We start from the raw sequence: 21,857 nt of genomic DNA, 5'->3' as shown, positions 1-21,857 counted from the left end.
GGCATCAACCGATGACCTCGGCCTTGGGATATCGTTGTTTCCAGAACTCCAGCGCCTTGAGGCTGGCCAGCGTGATCACCGTCCGGGCGTCGAGGCGAACCTTGATGCGCTCGATCCCTTCGCGGACCGGTTGGGCGAGGATGAGGGCTTTCTTTTTGCGTGGCATGGTCGTTCAGTTGAACAGTTGAGGTCGTGCTTCGGTTCGTCGTGGCCCTTCCCGCAGCGCTTCGGCGTATGCTTTCAGCGCGCGTTGCCGGGCCACTTCATGAACGACCATGGGCTGCACATAGTTTGCCGAACCCACCTCGGGTACCCAGTGCTTCACATATTTTAACTGCGGGTCGAATTTCTGCTGCTGCAAGGCCGGGTTGAAGACGCGGAAGTACGGGGCGGCATCGCAGCCCGATCCGCTCGCCCATTGCCAGCCACCGTTGTTGCTGCTAAGCTCGAAGTCCAGCAGCCTGGCGGCGAAGACCGACTCGCCCCAGCGCCAGTCGATGAGCAGGTGCTTGGTGAGGAAGCTGGCCACCACCATGCGCACCCGGTTGTGCATCAACCCCGTGGCGTTCAGCTCGCGCATGCCCGCATCCACCAGCGGGTAGCCGGTGCGCCCCTGGGCCCACAACATGAGCTCTTGTTCGTCCTTCCGCCAGGCGATCCGGTCGTAGCCGGGCTTGATGGCCCGTTCCACGGCGTGCGGGTGATGCCAGAGCACCTGCATGTAGAACTCGCGCCAGATGAGCTCGTTCAGGTATTTGGGGCTCGTGCTGAACGACCTGCGCACCAGTTCGCGCACGCTTACCGTGCCGAAGCGTAGATGAACGCTCATGCGGCTCGTGCCCGCGATGGCCGGTACGTCCCGCGTCCGTTCGTAATGGCGCAGAAGGTCGTCGCTCACGTGAGCCGGAGGGATGCGAAGGTCCGTCGGTGCGAACCCGATCCGCTCCAGCGTGGGCATGGGCAGCGGTTCCGTCCGGTGGAACCGATCGGTATGCCTGCCGCTCGGGAACGCATCGGCCAGTTCAGGCCTGAACAGGCTCCTCCATTTTCGCATGTACGGTGTGTACACGGTGTATGGGCCGCCGTCATCCTTCACCACCTCGCCGCGCTCGAAGATGCTGATGTCCTTGAAGGTGCGGAACGGTATGCCGCGCGAGACCATCAATTCGCCCACGGCCTTGTCCCGCGCATTGCCGTAGGGTTCGTGGTCGTGGTTGGCGGTGACGGCCTTCACGTCGAACCGGTCCAGCACGCGCTTCCACACCTCGATGGGGCGGCCGTGCTCCACCAGCATCATGGACCCGTACTTCACCAGTTGGTCCTGAAGTCCGGCCAGGGCGCGGTGGATGAAGTCCACCCGGCGGTCATGCCTGTCCTCGAGCCGGTCCAGGATGTCCGTGTCAAGGATGAACAGGGGCAACACCTCGCCGTGTTCGCTCAATGCGCGGAAGAGCCCGTGGTTGTCCTCCAGCCGCAGGTCGCGTCGGAACCAATGGATGCAAACGGCAGGGCGGGTCGTGCTCATCGGAACAGTGCGCAGGTGATGGACGGGACGGGGTCACACCGCGTGGCGCAACCCGGCACCCCGACGCTCTTTCACCAAGGGCCAGCAGCTCCTGAGCCATGCGGTGAACCGGTCGGGCCCGGTCCTGAGTTCATGGTCCAGCTCCTCATCGGTCATCGCACGCCAGGCCATGGCCTCGCGTGGGTCGGGCCGCACATCTCCGCTGTGCCGGGCGAAGAGCACGTGGTCGAGCTCGTGCTCCACCAAGCCGTTGCCCACCTCGGCGCGGTAGATGAAGCTGAACTGATGCTCAAGGCCCTGGCAGACAATGCCCATCTCCTCGCGCAGACGGCGGACGGCCGCCTCGGCCACCGGTTCGCCGGGGCGCGGGTGGCTGCAACAGGTGTTCGTCCACAGGCCACCGCTATGGTACTTGCCCAGCGCCCGCTGCTGCAGGATCAGACGGTCCTGCGCGTCGAAGACGAAGACCGAGAAGGCGCGATGCAGCTCGCCGCTCCGGTGCACCTCCAACTTGCTGCGGGTGCCGATGGGCACATCCTGCTCGTCCACGAGCACGACAAGGTCCTTCAGGTCGCGCACGGTCACCATCAGAGCAGACCGAAGCTGTGGCGGAGATAGCTCGTGGTGAGCAGCGCGAGTTTGCGTCGGTTGCGCACACGCACGCGTTCGCGCAGGATGCGCTCGGTGGGCAGCGCCTTGATCTTCCGGAAGAGGTTGAGGTAGTACACGTAGGCGATGTACACCCCGAAGCGCGCGCCGCGCGGCAGCTGACGGATGCCCAGGATGGCCGCGTCGAAGTCCGCCGCGATGTCGGCCTCGATCGCGCGTTTCGTCGTGTCGTCCATCCGGCTCACGTCCACGCCCGGGAAGTAGGTGCGGCCCAGGTTGTGGTGGTCGTCCTTCAGGTCGCGCAGGAAATTCACCTTCTGGAAGGCCGCGCCCAGACGCATGGCCGGGGTGCGCAACCGGTCGTACAGTGCGTTGTCGCCCTCGCAGAACACCCGTAGGCACATCAGCCCCACCACCTCCGCGCTGCCCAGGATGTACTGCTCGTAGCTCCCGCGGTCGTGCGTGGTGTCCCGCAGGTCCATGTCCATGCTGTTCAGAAAGGTGTCGTACAGCTCGCGTTCGATGCCGTAGCGGTTCACCACCTTCTGGAAGCTGTGCAGGATGGGGTTCAGGCTGATGCCTTCGGCGATGGCCGTGTAGGTGTCGTGGCGGAACCGTTGGAGCAGGGTGGCCTTGTCATGCGTGTGGAAGGTGTCCACGATCTCGTCGGCGAAGCGCACGAAGCCGTAGATGGCGTGGATGGGGTCGTGGTAGCGCCTATCGAGGGAGCGGATCCCCAGCGAGAATGATGTGCTGTAGCTGTATGTGGTATGCCGGCTGGCCTTCAGGCACACCGCATCGTACAGGGCGATCGTGTTCATGTGTGCATGCGTTGGAGATCCTTGTCCACCAGACCGGCCACCACCTGGCCGCTGATGATGGACGGCGGTACACCGGGCCCGGGCACGGTGAGCTGCCCGGTGTAATAAAGCCCGGCCACTTTGCGGCTCTTCATCCTGGGCTTCAGAACAGCGGTCTGCAGCAAGGTGTTCGCAAGGCCGTACGCGTTGCCCCGGAACGCGTTATAGTCCTGCTCGAAATCGGCGATGCAGTAGCTGCGCTGATGCACCAGGTGGCGCCGCAGGTCCTGGCCGGTGTGGCGGGTCAGGCGGTCGAGCACCAGGTCCAGGTAGCGCTGCCGCACCTCCGGTTCATCGGACAGGCCGGGTGCGATGGGGATGAGCGTGACGACGTTCTCGTGGCCGGGAGGTGCGATGCCCGGGTCGGTGACCGACGGGGCCGATACGTACATCAGCGGCCTGCTCGGCCATTGCGGCGCATCGTAGATCTCGCTGGCGTGCCGGTCCAGGTCCTCGTCGAAGAACAGGCTGTGGTGAAGGAGCTTCTTCAGCCGGGTGTCGAAGCCGAGGTAGAAGAGCAGGGAGGACGGGGCCATCACGCGCTTCTCCCAGTAGGATGGTGAGTAGGCTCGAAGCTCTTCGGCAAGCAGATGCTGGTCCACATGGTGGTAGTCCGCGCCGGCCACCACCACGTCCGCGAAAAGCTCGCTGTGCGCGGTGCGCACGCCGACGGCCCGCCCGTTCCGCACGAGCACCTGCTGCACCGGATGGTCGTAGAGGAAGCGAGCTCCCTGCGCTTCGGCCACCCTCACCATGCCTTCCACGATGCGGCCCATGCCGCCCATCGGGTACCAGGTGCCCAACGCCATGTCCGCGTAGTTCATCAGGCTGTAAAGGGCCGGCGTCCGGGCAGGTGTGGCCCCCAGGAACAGCACCGGGAACTCCATGAGCTGCCGCAAACGTGGGCTCTGGAAGTGGTCCGCCACGTGGGCGCGGAGCGAGCGGAACACCGCACTGCGCAGGATGCCGCTGATGAGCTTGGGATGCGCGTATTCGCCCCAGCTCAGGCTCGGGCGGTGCACGAGTTCGTGCATGCCCAGTTCGTACTTCACGCCGGCCTCCTCCAGGAACCGGTCCAGCTGAGCGCCCGCGCCGGGCTCCACCTGTTCGAAGAAAGCCCGCAGGGCCGGGCGCGTGGCGGGGATCGACCAGGCGTCGTTGTCGCCGAAGATCACCTGGTACGACGGGTCCAGCCGCACCAGATCGTAGTGGTCGCTCACGTGCTGGCCGAAGTGGGCGAACCACTGTTCGAACACCTCGGGCATCCAGTACCAGCTGGGCCCCATGTCGAACACGTATCCGTTCTCGCGCAACACCCTCGCCCGACCGCCCGGCGTGGCGTTCTTCTCCACCACGGTGACGGAGAAGCCGCGCTTGGCCAGGTCGGCGGCCGCGGAGATGCCGGCGAAACCGGCACCGATGACGAGGGCGGAGCGGCTCAAGCGGCCAGCGGTTTGTCCGTCAGCATGCGCATGAGGCGCTGCCGGGCTTGGTGGATCCTGCTCTTCACCGTGCCCACCGGAATGCTTAGGTGGTCTGCGATCTCGTGGTACTTGTATCCTTCATGGTGCATCACGAACGGCTCACGGAAGGTCGTGTCCAACTGGTCCAGGCTCCGATCCAGCTCCGAACGCACCATCCGGCTCTCGGCCGTCGCCGGGGTCTGCACCCGACGCACCGTCGTCCGCTCCCGCTCCACGCTGTCCATCAGCACACGCGTGCGTTTCTGGCGGCGATGGTCGTTGATGAAGGTGTTCTTCATGATGGTGTACAACCACGCCTTCAAGTTGGTGTTCTCCTTGAACTTCTCCTGGAAGGTGAGCGCGCGCAGCGAACTCTCCTGCAAGAGGTCAAGGGCATCGTCGCGGTCCTTCGTCAGGCTCAACGCGAAGTAATACAGTTGCTGGCGGAGACCGATCAATTGCTGCTGGAACTCGAGCGTGGACATGGTCGTGTGTTTAAGGTTTGTGTTCAAGACTTGGACAAAAGTAGAGGGACGAATGATCCGCTCCAAATTTTTGTCCAAAAATTTAGTATGATGTTTGAACAAACTCGACGACCCCTTGACAATCAGGCTATAATGGCTTGAAAAACAGATGCTTGTGGTCGTGCGTGTGGCGCCTGGTTCGCATCCTGGTCGTCAGATTGTTCATAAGATGCCGATGTTATTTGAACAGTTCGGCCTCTGACCTGGATCACCCAAGGTCTATTGTACCGCACGGCCCGGACCGGTGCCGCACCTTGTCTGGCCGTACTCCAATGGAGGACCTCCGAACGACCGGCGGGCCCAGGCGATGCTCCATCCGCTGCGTGCGCCTACCTTTGCGCCCGCTCCGCGGAGAGCCGCTCCACGTTCTCTTGGAAGCATAGCTCAGCTGGTTCAGAGCATCCCGCCTTGCGGCGGGAGGGTCGCTGGACCGTCGTGCGAAGCCTCCACGTTCTTTAGGAAGCATAGCTCAGCTGGTTCAGAGCATCCCGCCTTGCGGCGGGAGGGTCGCTGGACCGTCGTGCGAAGCCTCCACGTTTTTTAGGAAGCATAGCTCAGCTGGTTCAGAGCATCTGCCTTACAAGCAGAGGGTCGCTGGTTCGAATCCGGCTGCTTCCACCGACGACGTTCTTTCTTACTTTCGCGCCCCCGATCGGGACCTTAGCTCAGCTGGTTCAGAGCGCATGCTTCACACGCATGAGGTCACTGGTTCGAATCCAGTAGGTCCCACGAAAACCCCGCCTCGGCGGGGTTTCTTATTCCAGGATGGATCAGCTGGTCCAGAGCGTCCCGCCCACAGGCGGGAAGGTCCTGGTCCGGATCCAGTAGGTCCCACGAAAACCCCGCCTCGGCGGGGTTCTTGTTCCAGGATGGATCAGCTGGTCCAGAGCGTCCCGCCCACAGGCGGGAAGGTCCTGGTCCGGATCCAGTAGGTCCCACGAAAACCCCGCCTCGGCGGGGTTCTTGTTCCAGGATGGATCAGCTGGTCCAGAGCGTCCCGCCCACAGGCGGGAAGGTCACTGGTCCGGATCCAGTAGGTCCCACGAAAACCCCGCCGAGGCGGGGTTCTTGTTCCTGGACGGATCGATGGGTGCTAGGCGCTCCGGATACCACCCCATCCATTACAAGACCTCCGCCACCACGAATACGCTACCGGTGACCAGCACCAGGTCATCCGGACCGGCGGCCGCGTGGGCGGCCTCGAAGGCCTGCCGCACCGAGGCATGAACCTGGCCGTACATCCCGAAGGCCGCGGCCTCCTCCGCCAGTGCCGCCGCATCCAGCCCGCGCGGAATGTCGGCCTTGCAGAAGTGGAAGTGCGCAGTGGTTGGTAATTGCCGCAGTGCCGGTCCAAGGTCCTTGTCGTTCACCATGCCCAGCACCACGTGCAGGTGCCGGTGCGGTGTGCGCTGGAGCAGGGCGCGCACGGTGGCCAGCCCGTCCGCATTGTGCGCCACGTCGGCGATCACCAGGGGTGATCGGCCCAGCACCTGCCAGCGGCCACGCAGCCCGGTGGTGGCCACCACGTCGTTGAGCCCGCGCACCACCGCCTCGTCGGGGATCCGCCAGCCGCTCTCGCGCAACCGGTCCACCACGGTGAGCACCGTCCGGGCGTTGCGCTCCTGGTGCGCTCCGGCCAGCTCGGGGGGCACGGGCAGGGGACGCTCAGGGTCCACGTGGAACAGGGGAGAGCCCACGCTGGCGGCCCGCACGCGGAACAGCGCGTCGATCGGCCCTTCGGCCTCGCCGATCACCACGGGGACGCCCGGCTTGATGATGCCGGCCTTCTCGCCGGCGATCGCCTCCAGCGTGCCGCCCAGCAGGTCCGCGTGGTCCCAACCGATGTTCGTGATCACGGCCACGTCCGGGCTCACCACGTTGGTGCTGTCCAGGTGGCCGCCCAGGCCGGTCTCCACCACGGCGATGTCCACCTGCTGCGTGCGGAAGTGGTCGAAGGCCAGGGCGATGCTCCATTCGAAGAAGCTCGGCGCGAGCGGCTCGAACACGGCCCGATGCGCTTCCACGAAACGGATCACGTCCTGCTCCGTGATCATGGCGCCGTTGATCCGCACCCGCTCACGAAAGTCGGTGAGGTGCGGGCTGGTGGTGAGCCCGGTGCGCAGGCCGGCGTGCTGGAGGACGGCCGCCAGCATGTGGCTGGTGCTGCCCTTGCCGTTGGTGCCGGCCACGTGCACGCAGCGCAGCCCGCGCTCCGGATGGCCCAACGCGGCCATGAGAGCTTCGGTGGTGCGCAGGTCGGCCTTGTAGGCGGCCTTGCCCACGCGGTGGAACATGGGCAGGCGGGCCTGCAGGTAGGCCAGGGTCTCGGGGTAGGTCATGCCTCCCTTATTCGAGGATGAACACGAAGGTCATCTCGCCCTTTTGTTCGGCGGCCGCATCGGGCTTCGGGGTGAAGGCGCAGGCCATGGCGGCCTTGCGGGCGATGTTGAACAGGGTCTGGCTCGTGGTGGTGCTCTTGTCCAGGTTCTGCGTCACGCGCGTCACCTTGCCGGTGCGGTCCACGAAGATGTGGAGCACCACCTTGCCGCCTTCGCTCGGCTTGTCGGTGATGTTCGGGCCTCTGGCCAGGCCGCGTCCGCCCAGGCGGATGTCCCAGCCGTTGCCATGGAAGGTGCCCAGCCCGTCGGGCACACCACTGGGCACACCTTGGTTGCCGCTTTGGTCGGAGCTCCCTTCGCCACTCTCTCCACTGCCTTTGTTACCCCATTGGTTCAGCGCGTTCTGCAGGCCGGTGCTGATGGTGGGCTCCTTGGGTTTGGTGGGCTTGGGCGTGTCCTTCGGCTTCTCTTTCGGCTTCTCCTTGGGCTTGTTCACCTCCACGTCGCTGGCCTCGTCGGTGGCCACCTCCTCGGGCTGGTCCTCGCTGGAGGCCGCCGCGGCGCTCTGGCTTTGGTCGCCGGGGTCGGGGGTCTCCACGTTACCACTGCCCGCCAGGTCGGTGCCGAAGTCGGCCATGGCCACCTCCACCGTTTCCTCCGGGATCGGGGGATCGTACTCGGTGAGGCCCACGAAGAGGAACAGCAGCAGCAACAGCACGTGAAGCACGACGGTGGCGACCGCGCCGGCGGTCCGGTCGCGCCGTTGCGCGTGGAGGGCCGCGGTGGTCATGGTGCGATCGGGGCTGCGGCCGGTGTGGTGGGCGCTTCCATAGGTGCCGCGGCCGGGGTGGGCGCTCCGGCCAGCACGATGCGCCACTTGTTGCGCTTGGCGATGTCGAGCACGTTCACCATCACCCCGGTGGGCACCTCCTGGGCCACGCGCAGCACGATGGCATCCTGCGCGCCATGCTTGGCCATCTCGGCGATCAACGCCGGTTCCAGCCCGGCCGGGTCCACGGGCTGGCCGTTGAGCAGGGCTTTGTCCGCGCTCTCCAGCCGCAGGGCCACCTTGGGCGTCTCCTTGGACGGCTTGGTGCGCCCCTTGGGCAGGTCCACCGGCAGCGCGAAGGGGCTCACCATCGTGCTCACGATCACGAAGAAGATCAGCAGCAGGAAGACCAGGTCGGTCATGCTGCTTAGGCTGAAGCCCGCGTCGATCTTATGGGTGCTGCGGATCGCCATGGGTCACTTCGGCCGGGTGGCCAGGATCACCTTCCATTGGTTGCGCTTGGCGATCTCCATGACGCCCACGGTGACACCGGCCGGTACGCTCTGGTCCACGTGGATCACCAGGTTCTTCTCACCCTCCACGGCCGCCATCCGGTCCTTCAGTACACCCTCAAGGTCCAGGGGATCGATGAGCTCGTTGTTGACGCTGAAGTGTTGGTCGGCATCGATGCGCACGCCCACCTGCGGCTTTTCCTTGGTCTTGTTGGCGCTGATGGGCAGGTCCACCGGCAGGGTGGTGGGGCTCACCATGGTGCTGATGATGACAAAGAAGATCAGGAGAAGGAAGACCAGGTCGGTCATGCTGCTCAGGCTGAAGCCTGCGTCGATCTTGTTGCTGGAGCGGAGCGCCACAGTGCAGGCTTACTTGGCGGGCGATTCGAGCACCTCCATGAATTCGATCGTGCGCGATTCCATCTTCTGGACCACCTTGTTCACCCGGGCCACCAGCAGGTTGTAGCCGATGTAGGCCGGGATGCCGATCACCAGGCCGGCCACGGTGGTGATCATGGCCTGCATCATGCCGCCGCTGAGCTGGCTCAATTCCACCCCGGCGCCGCTCACCTCCATCGTGTGGAAGGTGACCACCATGCCGACCACGGTGCCCAGGAAGCCCAGCATCGGCGCCGCGCCGGAGACCGTGGCCAGGATGGGCAGGCCGCTCTCCAGCTGGTAGACCTCCAGCTTGCCCTGGTTCTCGATGCTCACCTCGATGTCCTTCATCGGCTTGCCGATGCGGTTGATGCCCTTCTCCAGCATGCGCGCCACGGGGGTGTTGGTCGTCTGGCACAGGTTGCGGGCGCTGTCGACCTTGCCTTCGTGGATGTAGTCGCGGATCTTGGCCATGAAGTCCTTCTCATCGCGCAGCGCACGCCGGATGGCCATGCTCCTTTCGATGATGATATAGACGGCCGCCAGGGACATCAGACCGAGCGGCCCCATGATGTACCAGCCGCCCATCTTGATCAGCTCCCACACGGAGAGCGTGGTCTCCTGGGGTACCACAGGGGTGGTGGCGGTCTGCTCAAGCACCTGGCGGGCCGCGTCGGTGGCGTCCTGGATCTGGGCGAAGAACTCGATCGGCATGCGGGTCGGGGTGTTTAGGGCAACGCGGGGCGGTGCCCGCGCATTGTTCAGGTAAGCTGTTCGAGGGCGATGTCGAAGGCCGTGCGGGTGAGGTGCGTACGACCAGGGTGGTGGGCGTGGGTGCGCCGGAGCGCGTCGGCGATGCGCTCGCTGACGTCGCCGAAAATGGCCTGGTCGGTGAGCTGTGCACCGTCCATCATGCAGTAGGCGAACACGCGCGCCATGCCGCAGTTGGCGATGAAGTCGGGGATCACGCTCACCCGGCCGTCCGCGTGCTCGGCGATGGGGCCATAGAAGATCTCGGGGTCGGCGAAGGGCACGTTGGCACCGCTGGCGATCACCTCCAGGTCCGCAGCCACCATGCGGTCCACCTGGTGCTTGGTCACCAATCGGCTGGCCGCACAGGGCATGAAGACCTCGGCACCGATGTCCCAGATGCGCGCGTCCACTTCATCGAAGGGCAGCATGTCCTGCGCTCGCAGGGTGTTGCCGGCCTTGTCCACGAAGAGGTCACGGACCTGCTCTGTAGTGAAGCCTTCGGTGATCAAGGCGCCACCATGGCGATCGATGATGCCCACGATGCGTGCGCCTTGCTGGGATAAGTAGTAACCGGCCGCGGCCCCGACGTTGCCCCATCCTTGAACGATCACACGCTTGCCCATGAGCTCACCACCGTAAATGCCATAGTAGTGGCGCACGCTTTCACTCACCCCCCAGCCGGTGATCATGTCGGCAACGGCGTACTTGCCTGGCACGGGCACAAAAGCCGTGTCATTCACCACCTTGCTGACCCCGGTGCGCAACTGTTGGATGGCCTGCAACTTCATGCCCTCGTGCCCGCCGATATGCCCGTTCACCACGCCCTCCTGCGGATGGCGAAGGCCATACCGCTCGGTGATGGGGATCACCTCATGGACCTCATCCACGTTCATGTCCCCACCCGTCCCGTAATAGGCTTTCAGCAAGGGCATCACGGCCTTGTACCATCGGTCGAGGACGGCCTGTTTGCGCGGGTCGGTCGGATCGAAGTCGATGCCGCTCTTGGCGCCGCCGATGGCCGGACCGCTCACGGTGAACTTCACCTCCATGGTCTTGGCCAGGCTCTCCACCTCGCGGCGGTCGAGGCCTTTGCGCATGCGGGTGCCACCACCGGCCGCGCCTCCCCTCAGGCTGTTGATCACCACCCAGCCCCGCGCTCCGGTGGGCGCATCGTTCCACTCGAACACGATCTCGGGTGCGCGTTGCTCGAACTGCCGCAGGGTCTCCTTCATCAGGCCGGGGCCGCCAGGGTGCGGCGCGGTCAAAGGTATGCGGCCACCTGCGGGCCCTTCGCTGCTTCGCCGGTGCTCTTCCAACCCCGGGTGTTAATAGGGGAGGTACACCGCGCCGCCCGCACTATCCCGCCGTGCGCCGGTCACCGTGGCCAGCGCGTTCACCTCGCCCCGCCAGCGCAGCAGCCCGAGAAGGGCGAACAGGTAAGCCTCCTTGAAGTCCACCAGCAGGGCCTCGGGCACCCGCAGCTCCGCTCCGCTCAGGTCGCGCACCCGGGCGATCAGGTGCGCGTTGTGCGCTCCACCGCCGGTGACCAATACGCTGCGCACCGCGTGGCGGTCCAGCTCTGCGGCGATGCGGCGGGCCACGTGTCCGCTCACCGTGCGCAGGCGGTCGGTGAGCGGGATCCCGGGCGCGTCGATCAGGGGCCGCATCTCCGCCTCGAACCACTCACGCCCCAACGACCGCGGCGAGGGCTGGCGGTAGAAGGGGAGGGCCTCCAGCGCCGCGAGCAGGTCTTCGTTCACCGTGCCTGCACGGGCCAGGGCACCGTCCGCGTCGTACGGCCTGCCGGCCTGCCGGGCCAGATGGTCCAGCGCCTGGTTGCAGGGTCCGATGTCGTAGCCCACGGTGCCCGCGCGGTGCACGGCCAGGTTGGCGATGCCGCCCAGGTTCAGGAAGGCCTCCTGCCCGGGGAAGAGCAGCCGTTCAGCGAGGGGCACCAGCGGCGCCCCCTGGCCGCCGAGGGCCACGTCCGTGGTGCGCAGGTCGCACACCGTGGCGATGCCCGCGCGCACGGCGATCCGCGCCCCGCAGCCCAGGGCCGCGGTGAGCCCTTCCTCCGGGCGGTGGAAGAGCGTGTGGCCGTGTGAGCTGATGAGGTCCACGGGCCGTCCGTCCGCCAGGGTCCGGCAGGCGTCGCCGATGTGGTCGCCCAGGTCGCGGTGCAGGCGGGCGGCCTCCAAGGCGGTGGCGTCCATGGCCTGGCGCAGGCGCTCCAGCAGGGCAGGGGGGAAGGGGACGGTACGCGCCTGCTCGATGCGGCTCTGCCACCCGTCGTCGTTCCGCTCGAAGCTGCACAGGGCCAGGTCCAGCCCGTCCAGCGAACTGCCGGACATCACGCCGATCACCCGGGCCGTCCGGCCGGCATCGCCCACCATGCCGGCAAAGGTATCCGCTACCTTTGCGCCCCCGCACCAGCGGCCACACCCACCCAGCCATGGACGTGCTCTCCGGAACCACGATGAACTTCGAGCTCACCGAGGAACAACTGGCCGTGCAGGCCGCGGCGCGCGACTTCGCCCAGAACGTGCTGAAACCGGGGGTGATCGAGCGCGACCGGGAGCAGCGCTTCCCGGCCGACGAGATCCGGCAGCTGGGTGAACTGGGCTTCCTGGGGATGATGGTGAGCCCTGAGTACGGCGGCGGCGGCATGGACACCGTGAGCTACGTGCTGGCCATGGAGGAGATCAGCAAGGTGGACGCCAGCTGCTCGGTGGTGATGAGCGTGAACAACAGCCTAGTGTGCTGGGGCCTGGAGACCTTCGGCAACGAGGAACAGAAGCAGAAGTACCTGGTGCCCCTGGCCAAGGGCGAGCAGATCGGGGCCTTCTGCCTCAGCGAGCCCGAGGCCGGCAGCGATGCCACCAGCCAGCGCACCACCGCCGTGGACATGGGCGACCACTACCTGCTCAACGGCACCAAGAACTGGATCACCAACGGCGGCACCGCCAGCACTTACCTGGTGATGGCCCAGACCGACGTGGCCAAGGGGCACAAGGGCATCAACTGCCTCATCGTGGAGAAGTGCATGCCCGGCTTCACGGTGGGCGCCAAGGAGGACAAGCTGGGCATCCGCGGCAGCGACACGCACACGCTGATGTTCCAGGACGTGAAGGTGCCCAAGGCCAACCGCATCGGCGAGGACGGCTTCGGTTTCAAGTTCGCCATGAAGACGCTGAGCGGCGGCCGCATCGGCATCGCCGCGCAGGCCCTGGGCATCGCCAGTGGCGCCTACGAACTGGCCGTTGCTTACAGCAAGGAGCGCAGCGCCTTCGGCAAGCCCATCCACCAGCACCAGGCCATCGCTTTCAAGCTGGCCGACATGGCCACCGAGATCGAGGCCGCGCGGCTCTTGTGCCTGAAGGCCGCCTGGCTGAAGGACACCCACGGCAACTACGAGATCGCCGGCAGCATGGCCAAGCTCTTCGCCAGCGAGGTGGCCATGCGCACCACGGTGGAAGCGGTTCAGGTGCACGGTGGCTACGGGTACGTGAAGGAGTACCACGTGGAGCGCCTGATGCGCGATGCCAAGATCACGCAGATCTACGAGGGCACCAGCGAGGTGCAGCGCATCGTGATCGGAAGGAGCGTGGTCGGCTAGAGCGCTGGCACCAGCCCCTCCAGCTTCGTCCCGCGCGAACCTTTCACCAGGACCAGTCGCCCCTCCACCGGGTTCCGGGTGAACGCGTCCAGCGCGGCGCTGACGTCCGGGTGGACGATGAGGTCCTTCGCGTTCGCCTCCATACGGACCAACGCGGCGAACTCGGGTCCCACGAACACGGCTTGCAGTCCGAGGCTGCGCACCAGCGCCACCACGGCCTCGTGCTCGCGGATGCTGTCGGCGCCCAGCTCCTTCATGCCGCCCAGCACGGCCAGCTTGGGCCGCTCGCCCGGCATGGCGGCGAAGTGCACCAGCGCGGCCTTCATGCTGCTGGGGTTGGCGTTGTAGGCATCCAGCACCACGTGGTTGCGGCCGGTGTCCATGAACTGGCTGCGGTTGTTGGACGGGGTGTAGTCCGAGAGGGCGGCGGCGATGCGATCGTCAGGGACGCCGAAGTGCCGCCCGATGGCCACGGCGGCCGCGGCGTTGGGCAGGTTGTACCCGCCGATCAACCGGGTGGTCACCTGTTGCCGGGCGCCATCGGTGCCGGTCCAGGCCAGGGCGAGCGTGGCGCCGGCCGGTCCGGCCTCCACACGGTGGTCCGCCGTCGCGGTCGTGCCGTAGGTGACGCGTTTCAACCCGGTGCTCTTCTCCATCAACAGGCTGTCGTCCGTATGCACGAACACGGTGCCACCACTGGCACGCAGATGGTCGTACAGCTCGCTCTTGGTGCGCACCACCCCATCGAAGCTGCCGAAGCCCTCCAGGTGCGCGCGGCCGATGTTGGTGATGAGCCCGTGGGTGGGTTCGGCCAGGGCCATCAGCTCGCGGATGTCGCCGGGGCGGTTGGCTCCCATCTCGATGATGGCGAAGCGGTGTTCGGCCCGCAGGCGCAGCAGGGTGAGGGGCACGCCGATGTGGTTGTTCAGGTTGCCCGCGGTGGCCAGTGTGGGCCGGTCCGCGGCCAGCACCGCATGCACCAGCTCCTTGGTGGTGGTCTTGCCGTTGCTGCCGGTGATGGCCAGCACAGGGATGTCGAACCCGCGGCGGTGGTGCAGGGCGAGCTCCTGCAGGGCCTTCAAGGTGTCAGGCACCAACAGGTAGCGGTCGTCCAGGGCCACGGCGGGGTCGTCCACCAGGGCCATCCGGCAGCCGTCGGCAAGGGCCTGTGCGGCGAAGGCGTTGGCGTTGAAGCTGGGCCCTTTGAGGGCCACGAAGAGGCTTCCGGGGACGAGGGCGCGGGTGTCGGTGCACACCCCGGTGCAGCGCAGGAAGGCGTCGTGGAGCTGGGCGATGCTGGTCATGGAAACGAAGGACCCCGGCCGCTCGGCCGGGGTCCCAAGGTAGCGGTGGTGCGCCGCAGAGCCCGTTCGGGGATCCCTTCAAATGCGCTCTCCGGCCCCTTTCCGGCCATGCTTCGCCGAAAAACGCTCACGTAGGCACCGCTATGCGACCATTTTTCGGCTGCGCCTGACCAAAAAATGGTCTCGGAGCCCATCATTCAAGAGATCCCGAACAGGCTCTCAACGCTTGATACCCTTGCGGCGCTTGTCCTCGCCCAGGCCCACGGGGCTGCCCACGCGGGTCATGGCGCAGCGGAAGCCGATGGTGGCCGTGCTCTGGCGCTCGTCGAGGAAGCGGCGGGTGGAGGGACCGGCCCAGTAGATGCGGTCGGCCCAGCTGGCCCCCTTGAACACGCGGGCACGGTCGTTCACCAGGGTGGTCTTGCCCCAGTCGTACATCGCGTTGCCCTCGAAGTCGGGGTTCTCGTAGTAGATGCTGCTCTCGATGTCGCCGTCGCGGTAGTCGATGTTGTCGCTCTGCCGGTAGTTGCGGCGGTCGATGTTCTCCTCCACGGTGACGTTGCGCATGCGGATGTCGCCCGGCTGGTCGGCCTGGTAGTCGCTGATGCCGCTGAGCAGCTTGGGGCTGATCTCCAGGTCCTGGCCCTTGATCATGTCCACCATGTCCTGCACGCGCTGCATGGCGGCGTCGCTCTTGCGGGTGTTGTTGAACTCGATGGACTGGTCGATGGCGGCCAGCAGGTCGTCGATGAGCTTGGCCTCCTCCGGGGTGGCCTTGCGCTGCATCTCCTTCTGGAACTCGGTGAGGAAGTATTTGATGCCGTCCACGTCGTAGATCACCAGGTCGTGCTTGTCCTGCACGGCGCCGTCGCTGTTGAGCACCTTGGTCTTGAAGACGCTGCCGCGGAAGGGGCGGAAGTCGTCCTTGTCCTCGGGGCTCAGCGGGCGGTACACGTCCATCACCCATTCGCTGACGTTGCCGGCCATGTTGTACAGGCCGTAGTCGTTGGGCCAGTAGCTGAACACGGGTGCGGTGATGTCGGCGTTGTCGTTGAGGCTGCCGGCCACGCCCATATAATCGCCCTTGCCGCGCATGAAGTTGCCGCGGAAGTCGCCGTAGAAGGCACCGCCCTTCTTGCGGCTGTCGTAGCGCACCCAGTGGCCGTTCCAGGGGTAGATGCGGCGCTCGATGATGCGCTCATCCACCGTGTTGCCCACCAGGCCGAAGGCGGCGAACTCCCACTCGGCCTCGGTCGGCAGGCGGTAGCGGGGCAGCAGGATGCCGTCCTCCATGCGGATGTTGCGCGTGTCGCGGTTGGGGTTGAAGTCCTGCACCCCGTCCACCTTCTTGCCGCTCTCGTACTGGCCGGCCAGGTAGGCGTCGGTGGTGAAGTGGTCCTCGTTGATCTGGTTGGGGTAGTGTTCGAAGAGGCCTTCGCGGACGAGGATGATCTCGTTGACCCGGTCGGTGCGCCAGGCGCAATAGTCGTTCGCCTGCAGCCAGTTGACGCCCACCACCGGATAGTCGCGGTAGGCGGGGTGGCGCAGGTAGTACTCCGTGTACGGTTCATTGAAGGCGAGCTTGCTGCGCCACACCAGGGTGTCGGGCAGGGCCTTCTTGTAGATCTCGGGATAGTCGGCGGCGAACACCCGCTCCAACCAGTAGAGGTATTCCAACCAGTAGAAGTTGGTCACCTCCACCTCGTCCATGTAGAAGGACGACACCGTGACGGTGCGGGGGATGTGGTTCCACTCGTGGAGCAGGTCATCGGAGACGCGGCCCATGGTGAACTGGCCACCCTCGACGAGGATGAGGCCCGGGCCGTTCTCCTGATCCTCGAAGGGGGCCTTCTCAAAGCCTCCGTTCTTGGAATCGTTGTAGTTCCAGCCGGTGGCGCCGCTCTTCTCGAACTGACAGGAGCTGAGCAGGGCGACGGGGGCGGCCAGGAGGGCGATCTTCCAAACGCGGTCCATGGGGCGGGGGGGGTTGGGGCGCAGCTTAGAACGTGGGGCAGGCGACCACACGGAAGCGGCGTTTCTTGGGCTTGCAGTTGAACTGGAGCTGAACACTGACCTCGTGCGATCCGGCCGTGGCCGTGGTGAGCTTCGAGGTGGTGACGTCGTAGCTGTACCCGAACTTGAAGCGTTCGGTGTGGAACCCGATGAGGGCGATGAAGGCGTCGCGCGTGCGGTACCAGATGCCCGCGGTGATGGGGCCGTGGTCCACGTACAAGCCCAGGTTCAACTGGCGGAACTGGGCCTGCTGCTGGAAGAGGATGTTCGGAGAGATGCGCGTCTTGGCGTCACCGTACTTGCCCTTCATGCCGATGGGGATGGCCGCACCCGCGTGCGCGGTGTATTTGCGCGGCAGGCGCGAGGTGCCCACGATGAGCGATTCGTTCGGTTCGCTGAGGTGATGCACGGCGATGCCCACGAAGAAGATGTCCGTGTAGCCCAGAACGCCGGCGGAGAAGTCGGCATTGCCCACCGTGCCGCCGCGGGGCACATCGTTGGTGGTATAGATGAAGCCCCGGCGTGGGTCGATCTGGTCGCCGAAGGTGAGCTTGCTCCAGTCCAGCGACTTCTGGAAGTAGGTGGCCTGGGCCCCGAACTTCATGCTGAACTTGCGGTTGATCGCGAGCTGATAGCTATAGATGGCGCTGGCCGTCGTGGTGTTCAGCGTTCCCTTGCCGGCCTGGTCGTGCGTGACCAGCACGCCCAGCCCGCCAAGGATGGCGTCCACGTGCTGATCGTAGCTGGCGCTGGTGGTGACGAAGGTGCCCGTGAGGGCGGGCCATTGGTTCCGGTAGTTGAGCACCACACGCGGGCAGCGCGCCGTGCCGGCGAAGGCCGGGTTCAGGTACAGCGGATTCGCGTAGAACTGGGTGAACTGCGGGTCCTGTGCCTGCGTTGTTCCCATGATTGCCACGCATCCCGCCAGCACCATGGCCGCACGACGCATCTTGCCCCTGATCACGCTTCCCATCATCCGTAGCTCTGCTGCGAACGCCAAGTATACGTAGCTCATTGCATTGCGGTTCCCCACCCCGGTCCGCAATGATCCGGACCAGGTACCGTTGAAGCGGGTGCTCCGCAACGCAACGGCCGAAGGTAGTACTTTCGGTCGATCCTGTTGAAAACCTGTTGATCAGTGTTCATGAACCACCCTGTTCTCCTCCCCCTCGCCGCCCTGCTGTTCACCTGTATCAGTGCAACGGCCCAGGAGCGCAACAGCACCCCTCAACGGTCCGTCCCAACAGGACCCACGCGCACAACACCCACCCCGGCCCGCACCACCCCGATGGTGGGTGGCACCCCCGCCGCGCGATCCGCGCGCAGCGCGGAGAACAGCCGTTCGGACGAGCGGGTGGTGACCGAGCGAGGCGCACCGGCCACCGCCCCCCGGGCCATGCACCTGGACCCGGCCCGGCAGGACCTACCCTTCCACCATGAAGTGCGCTCCTTGGGAATGGGCACGACCTCCTTTTCCGCCCACCTCACCAACACCACCTACATCCCGATGATCCGGGAGGAGGTGGAGGCCCTGCCCGGGCTTGAGGAGGCCTGGACCCAACCCCTGGTGGTGACCCGGTTGGCGACCCAGCGCAAGCAGCCCATGGCCGTAGTGGACATCTACCCCTACCGAAGGAACACGGGCACGGGTCAGTGGGAACGGTTATCCTCTTATACACTGTCCATCGTCGAAGGGCGTGGAGGCGGACCTCCCGTTCAGCCCAAGAGCTACCCGCCCACCTCGCGATTGGCCTCCGGGGAGTGGTACCGGGTGCAGGTGACGCAGGACGGGGTGTATGCCCTGACCTATGAGCAGCTCCAGAACATGGGCCTGGCCGGGGAGGTGCCCAGCGACCAGGTGAACCTCTTTGGCCGCCACCATGGCATGCTGCCGTTCGAGAACGACCAGCTGCCCGCCACGGACCTGGTGCCCAACGCGGTGGTGGTGGAGGACGGCGGGGATGGTTCCTTCGGTCCCGGAGACCGGGTGGTCTTCTACGCCACCGGCCCCCACAAGTGGACCCTGGACAGCGGCTCGGGGCGCTTCCGCCATACCAAGCACGTCTTCTCCGATTCGGCCTCCTACTTCGTGGGCATCGGGATCGAGCCGGCCCTGCGCGTGGGCACCCTTCCGGAAGTGCTCGATCCCGCCACCCGCACGAGCACCTCGTTCGACGACCGGCAATTCACCGAGTTGGACGCCGTGACCTTGTTGAAGTCGGGCCGGGAGCTCTATGGCGATGTCTACGACCTGACCACCACCTACCCTTACAGTTTCAGCGTACCCTTTCTGAGGTCACAGGATCCCGCGTGTCTGGTGATGGATGTGCTGTCCCGCACGGTGGGCACGGGCAATGCGAGCACTTGGCGCGTGACCTCCGGGGCAGCCCTGGACACCACCGTGTCCGTGCAGGGGGTGCCCAACGGCTACACGGGCGAGCAGGCCAAGTCGACCCGCCACACCTTCTGCTTCAATGCCTCGGGGAACAACCTGCCGTTCATCGTCACCTTCACCAAGCACAACCCCGCCTCGTCGATCGGGTGGATGAACTTTCTGGAGCTGAACGCCCGCCGCGACCTGAAGCTGGTGGGCAACCAGATGCTCTTCCGCGACCTCACCAGTGTGGGGTCGGGCGAGGTGACCGAGTTCGTGCTGGACCAGGCTCCCGGGGCCGTCACCATCTGGGACATCACCGACCCCACGGCCGCAGCGCATGTGCCGATGACGGACAACGGCACCCAGAAGGTGTTCCGACTGCGCACCGACAGCCTGCGGCAGTTCGCCGCCTTCCGCAGCACGGGCCTGCTCACCCCGACCGCCGCTGGGAAGGTCCCCAACCAGGACCTGCACGCGACGGCCCTGCCGACCGATCTGGTGATCGTGGTGCCCGATGCGTTCAGGGCCGCGGCGATACAGATCGCCGACCGTCGTATGAGCGAAGGCCTCACCGTCGCCGTGGTGAGCCCGCAGGAGGTGTACAACGAGTTCTCCTCCGGCATGCGCGACGCCACGGCCATCAAGCGGTACATGAAGATGCTGTACGACAAGGCCGGGACCGATCCCGCGCTGATGCCGCGCTACCTGCTGCTCTACGGCGATGGTTCGTACAACAACCTCAATCGCGCGCTCAGCAACCAGAGCTTCCTGCCCAGTTACCAGACCGCCAACTCCTGGCATGCGAGCCTCAGCTATTGTTCGGACGACTACTTCGGGCTGTTGGACAATGACGAAGGGGAGTACCAGGGCGACCTGGTGGACATCGGTGTGGGCCGCATCCCCGTGAGCTCCATCTCCCAAGCGCAGGAGATGGCCACCAAGATCCTGAACTACGATCGTCTTCAGCTGCTCTCGGGCACCGAGGCCCAGTGCGCCGTGGGCAGCGATGGCGGCATCAACGACTGGCGCACGTGGCTGCTCTTCGCCAGCGACGACCAGGAGGGTGACACGTTCGAGAGCACGATCCATATGAGCCAGAGCGATGCCCTGGCCACGGCGGTGGAGAGCGAGTTCCCGTGCTTCAACATCAACAAGGTCTACCTCGACGCCTACCAGCAGACGAGCACGCCCGGTGGCGAGCGCTACCCCGATGCCCAGGCCGACCTGCGGGACGGGGTGCAACGCGGTGCGCTGCTGGTGAACTATGTGGGCCATGGTGGCGAGGTGGGCTGGGCGCATGAGCGTTTCCTGGACAACTCCACCATCCTGGGGTGGACCAACCTGGAGCGACTGCCGCTGTTCATGACGGCGACCTGCGAGTTCAGCCGGTGGGACGATCCGGCGCGGACCTCGGCCGGTGAGTACGTGCTGCTGAACCCCAATGGTGGTGGCATCGCGCTGATGACCACCACCCGCATCGCGTACAGCAACCAGAACTATGCATTGTCCCAGGACTTCTACGACCACGTGTTGGAGCGGTATGACGAACAGGGCCGGCCGGCCACCTTGGGTGATGTGTTCCGCCGCACCAAGGTGGACATCACCACGGCGCAGCCCTCGCAGGTCAACCACCGCAATTTCTCCCTGCTCGGCGACCCCAGCCTCCGGCTGGCCATGCCGCGCAACGAGGTGCGCATCACGTCCATCACCGACACGTTGGGCAACCCGGTGGACACCATGAACGCGCTCGCCACCGTGCGCATCCACGGCGAGGTGGTCGATGCGGGCGGCAACCTGATGACCGGGCTGAACGGCCTGGTGATCCCCACGGTGTTCGACAAGCGCGTCCAGCAACAGACCCTGGCGAACGACGGTGGCTCGCCCTTCCCGTTCAGCCTGCGCAAGAACATCATCTACCGCGGCATGGCCACGGTGACCGGCGGCCTGTTCAGCTTCACCTTCGTGGTACCGCAGGACATCAACTACCTGGTGGGCCCCGGGCGCATCAGCTGTTACGTGGAGAACATGGAGACCAACGGCTGTGGTGCGACGAACGACCCGCTGGTGGGTGGTGCGGCCACCAACGTCGCACCGGACGACGACGGTCCCACCGTCCAGGTGTACATGAACGACGATCGTTTCGTACGCGGCGGCATCACCAACGAGGACCCGCTGCTGCTGGTGAAGCTGTACGACGCCAACGGGATCAACACCATGGGCAGCAGCATCGGCCACGACCTGGTGGCGGTGCTGGACGAGAACACCGACCAGGCCATCGTGCTCAACGACCAGTATGAGGCCGACCTGGACACCTACCGCAGCGGTTCGGCCCGTTACCGCTTCGACGACCTGGCCGAAGGCGGGCACACGCTGCGAGTGAAGGCCTGGGACGTGTTCAACAACTCCGCCGAAGCGACCACCGAGTTCGTGGTGGCCCCCAGCGCCGAGCTTGCGTTGGAGCACGTGCTGAACTACCCCAACCCCTTCACCACCAACACCCGGTTCTTCTTCGAGCACAACCGGCCCTGCACCACGCTGGACGTGCAGGTGCAGGTGTTCACCGTGGCCGGGCGGCTGGTGAAGACCATCAACCGGCAGCTGGCGTGCGAAGGCTTCCGCAGCGAACCCCTGGCCTGGGATGGTCGGGACGACTACGGCGACAAACTGGGCCGCGGGGTCTATGTGTACCGCCTGAACGTGAAGACCCCCGAGGGCGACAAGGCCGAGAAGTTGGAAAAGCTCGTGATCCTCAGGTGATCGGCACACAATAACGAGGGGGGAGGCCGCGTATATTTGCCGTCCTTTTTCCGCAGAC

At 65.6% G+C, this 21,857-nt stretch carries 17 protein-coding genes, 2 tRNA genes and 1 pseudogene; 4 read left to right on the top strand and 16 right to left on the bottom strand.

What is annotated here, in order from left to right; all coding sequences use genetic code 11:
- Positions 1-4 precede the first annotated feature (4 nt).
- From IPJ87_11220 to IPJ87_11195, 6 genes are read right to left on the bottom strand one after another with little or no spacing between them, the layout of a single operon-like run.
- On the bottom strand, positions 5-166 hold the full coding sequence (locus tag IPJ87_11220) for a hypothetical protein (GenBank protein MBK7942422.1): 162 nt from the start codon (positions 164-166) through the stop codon (positions 5-7).
- 6 nt (positions 167-172) lie between these two features.
- A complete protein-coding gene (locus IPJ87_11215; GenBank protein ID MBK7942421.1) occupies positions 173-1,525 on the bottom strand; it encodes a deoxyribodipyrimidine photo-lyase in 1,353 nt (450 codons plus the stop codon).
- A 33-nt stretch (positions 1,526-1,558) separates the two neighbouring features.
- Positions 1,559-2,095 carry an isopentenyl-diphosphate Delta-isomerase gene (idi, locus tag IPJ87_11210; GenBank protein MBK7942420.1) on the bottom strand — a complete coding sequence of 179 codons (537 nt, stop codon included), beginning with the start codon at positions 2,093-2,095 and terminating at the stop codon, positions 1,559-1,561.
- Between the two features lie 17 nt (positions 2,096-2,112).
- A complete protein-coding gene (locus IPJ87_11205; protein MBK7942419.1) occupies positions 2,113-2,955 on the bottom strand; it encodes a squalene/phytoene synthase family protein in 843 nt (280 codons plus the stop codon).
- Positions 2,952-4,436 (bottom strand): phytoene desaturase, encoded by a 1,485-nt coding sequence (gene crtI / locus IPJ87_11200; GenBank protein MBK7942418.1) that lies wholly within the window; start codon positions 4,434-4,436, stop codon positions 2,952-2,954. Before crtI ends, IPJ87_11205 begins: the two co-directional genes overlap by 4 nt.
- On the bottom strand, positions 4,433-4,942 hold the full coding sequence (locus IPJ87_11195) for an RNA polymerase sigma factor (GenBank protein ID MBK7942417.1): 510 nt from the start codon (positions 4,940-4,942) through the stop codon (positions 4,433-4,435). The genes crtI and IPJ87_11195 overlap by 4 nt, the downstream gene beginning before the upstream one ends.
- A 582-nt stretch (positions 4,943-5,524) precedes the next feature.
- On the opposite strand from IPJ87_11195, the gene IPJ87_11190 reads away from it, so the two are divergent.
- Positions 5,525-5,599 (top strand) — tRNA-Val (locus tag IPJ87_11190).
- A 36-nt stretch (positions 5,600-5,635) separates the two neighbouring features.
- Positions 5,636-5,710 (top strand) — tRNA-Val (locus IPJ87_11185).
- Between the two features lie 392 nt (positions 5,711-6,102).
- Here IPJ87_11185 and IPJ87_11180 read toward each other — a convergent pair.
- From IPJ87_11180 to IPJ87_11150, 7 genes are all read right to left on the bottom strand, one after another.
- Positions 6,103-7,320 carry a bifunctional folylpolyglutamate synthase/dihydrofolate synthase gene (locus tag IPJ87_11180; protein ID MBK7942416.1) on the bottom strand — a complete coding sequence of 406 codons (1,218 nt, stop codon included), beginning with the start codon at positions 7,318-7,320 and terminating at the stop codon, positions 6,103-6,105.
- A gap of 7 nt (positions 7,321-7,327) precedes the next feature.
- Positions 7,328-8,110 (bottom strand): hypothetical protein, encoded by a 783-nt coding sequence (locus IPJ87_11175; GenBank protein ID MBK7942415.1) that lies wholly within the window; start codon positions 8,108-8,110, stop codon positions 7,328-7,330.
- Positions 8,107-8,562 carry a biopolymer transporter ExbD gene (locus tag IPJ87_11170; GenBank protein ID MBK7942414.1) on the bottom strand — a complete coding sequence of 152 codons (456 nt, stop codon included), beginning with the start codon at positions 8,560-8,562 and terminating at the stop codon, positions 8,107-8,109. Before IPJ87_11170 ends, IPJ87_11175 begins: the two co-directional genes overlap by 4 nt.
- Positions 8,563-8,565: 3 nt before the next feature.
- Complete coding sequence (locus IPJ87_11165; GenBank protein MBK7942413.1) at positions 8,566-8,961, bottom strand: biopolymer transporter ExbD; 396 nt, start codon at positions 8,959-8,961, stop codon at positions 8,566-8,568.
- A 9-nt stretch (positions 8,962-8,970) separates the two neighbouring features.
- Positions 8,971-9,693, bottom strand: coding sequence for a MotA/TolQ/ExbB proton channel family protein (locus IPJ87_11160; protein ID MBK7942412.1), 723 nt, complete (start codon positions 9,691-9,693; stop codon positions 8,971-8,973).
- A 47-nt stretch (positions 9,694-9,740) separates the two neighbouring features.
- Positions 9,741-10,964 carry an amino acid dehydrogenase gene (locus IPJ87_11155; GenBank protein MBK7942411.1) on the bottom strand — a complete coding sequence of 408 codons (1,224 nt, stop codon included), beginning with the start codon at positions 10,962-10,964 and terminating at the stop codon, positions 9,741-9,743.
- A gap of 93 nt (positions 10,965-11,057) precedes the next feature.
- Complete coding sequence (locus tag IPJ87_11150; protein MBK7942410.1) at positions 11,058-12,125, bottom strand: anhydro-N-acetylmuramic acid kinase; 1,068 nt, start codon at positions 12,123-12,125, stop codon at positions 11,058-11,060.
- 83 nt (positions 12,126-12,208) lie between these two features.
- On the opposite strand from IPJ87_11150, the gene IPJ87_11145 reads away from it, so the two are divergent.
- Positions 12,209-13,348 carry an acyl-CoA dehydrogenase gene (locus IPJ87_11145; protein ID MBK7942409.1) on the top strand — a complete coding sequence of 380 codons (1,140 nt, stop codon included), beginning with the start codon at positions 12,209-12,211 and terminating at the stop codon, positions 13,346-13,348.
- On the opposite strand, the gene IPJ87_11140 is transcribed toward IPJ87_11145, so the two are convergent.
- The 3 genes and pseudogenes from IPJ87_11140 to IPJ87_11130 form a co-directional block, all read right to left on the bottom strand.
- Positions 13,345-14,652, bottom strand: coding sequence for a UDP-N-acetylmuramoyl-tripeptide--D-alanyl-D-alanine ligase (locus tag IPJ87_11140; protein ID MBK7942408.1), 1,308 nt, complete (start codon positions 14,650-14,652; stop codon positions 13,345-13,347). The genes IPJ87_11145 and IPJ87_11140 overlap by 4 nt on opposite strands.
- Positions 14,653-15,504: 852 nt before the next feature.
- Positions 15,505-16,626: pseudogene (locus IPJ87_11135) on the bottom strand (SUMF1/EgtB/PvdO family nonheme iron enzyme).
- A gap of 25 nt (positions 16,627-16,651) precedes the next feature.
- Entirely contained in the window at positions 16,652-17,572 is a 921-nt protein-coding gene (locus IPJ87_11130) for a type IX secretion system membrane protein PorP/SprF (GenBank protein ID MBK7942407.1), read from the bottom strand.
- 237 nt (positions 17,573-17,809) lie between these two features.
- On the opposite strand from IPJ87_11130, the gene porU reads away from it, so the two are divergent.
- A complete protein-coding gene (gene porU, locus IPJ87_11125; GenBank protein ID MBK7942406.1) occupies positions 17,810-21,799 on the top strand; it encodes a type IX secretion system sortase PorU in 3,990 nt (1,329 codons plus the stop codon).
- Positions 21,800-21,857: the final 58 nt, after the last annotated feature.

This window comes from Flavobacteriales bacterium (assembly GCA_016713875.1).
In the GTDB taxonomy this organism is placed as follows: Bacteria; Bacteroidota; Bacteroidia; order Flavobacteriales_F; family PHOS-HE28; genus PHOS-HE28.
The sequence above is the reverse complement of the archived record's forward strand: the minus strand, read 5'-3'. Positions and strand labels throughout refer to the sequence as shown.

Bases quoted from the DNA above. Each gene is read 5' to 3' on its own strand.
- IPJ87_11180 (MBK7942416.1), bottom strand. From the start codon at position 7,320: ATGACCTACCCCGAGACCCTGGCCTACCTGCAGGCCCGCCTGCCCATG.
- IPJ87_11150 (MBK7942410.1), bottom strand. From the start codon at position 12,125: ATGGTGGGCGATGCCGGCCGGACGGCCCGGGTGATCGGCGTGATGTCC.
- IPJ87_11220 (MBK7942422.1), bottom strand. From the start codon at position 166: ATGCCACGCAAAAAGAAAGCCCTCATCCTCGCCCAACCGGTCCGCGAA.
- IPJ87_11160 (MBK7942412.1), bottom strand. From the start codon at position 9,693: ATGCCGATCGAGTTCTTCGCCCAGATCCAGGACGCCACCGACGCGGCC.
- IPJ87_11175 (MBK7942415.1), bottom strand. From the start codon at position 8,110: ATGACCACCGCGGCCCTCCACGCGCAACGGCGCGACCGGACCGCCGGC.
- IPJ87_11130 (MBK7942407.1), bottom strand. From the start codon at position 17,572: ATGGGAACAACGCAGGCACAGGACCCGCAGTTCACCCAGTTCTACGCG.
- IPJ87_11145 (MBK7942409.1), top strand. From the start codon at position 12,209: ATGAACTTCGAGCTCACCGAGGAACAACTGGCCGTGCAGGCCGCGGCG.
- porU (MBK7942406.1), top strand. From the start codon at position 17,810: ATGAACCACCCTGTTCTCCTCCCCCTCGCCGCCCTGCTGTTCACCTGT.
- IPJ87_11155 (MBK7942411.1), bottom strand. From the start codon at position 10,964: ATGAAGGAGACCCTGCGGCAGTTCGAGCAACGCGCACCCGAGATCGTG.
- IPJ87_11195 (MBK7942417.1), bottom strand. From the start codon at position 4,942: ATGTCCACGCTCGAGTTCCAGCAGCAATTGATCGGTCTCCGCCAGCAA.
- IPJ87_11215 (MBK7942421.1), bottom strand. From the start codon at position 1,525: ATGAGCACGACCCGCCCTGCCGTTTGCATCCATTGGTTCCGACGCGAC.
- IPJ87_11140 (MBK7942408.1), bottom strand. From the start codon at position 14,652: ATGACCAGCATCGCCCAGCTCCACGACGCCTTCCTGCGCTGCACCGGG.
- IPJ87_11205 (MBK7942419.1), bottom strand. From the start codon at position 2,955: ATGAACACGATCGCCCTGTACGATGCGGTGTGCCTGAAGGCCAGCCGG.
- IPJ87_11170 (MBK7942414.1), bottom strand. From the start codon at position 8,562: ATGGCGATCCGCAGCACCCATAAGATCGACGCGGGCTTCAGCCTAAGC.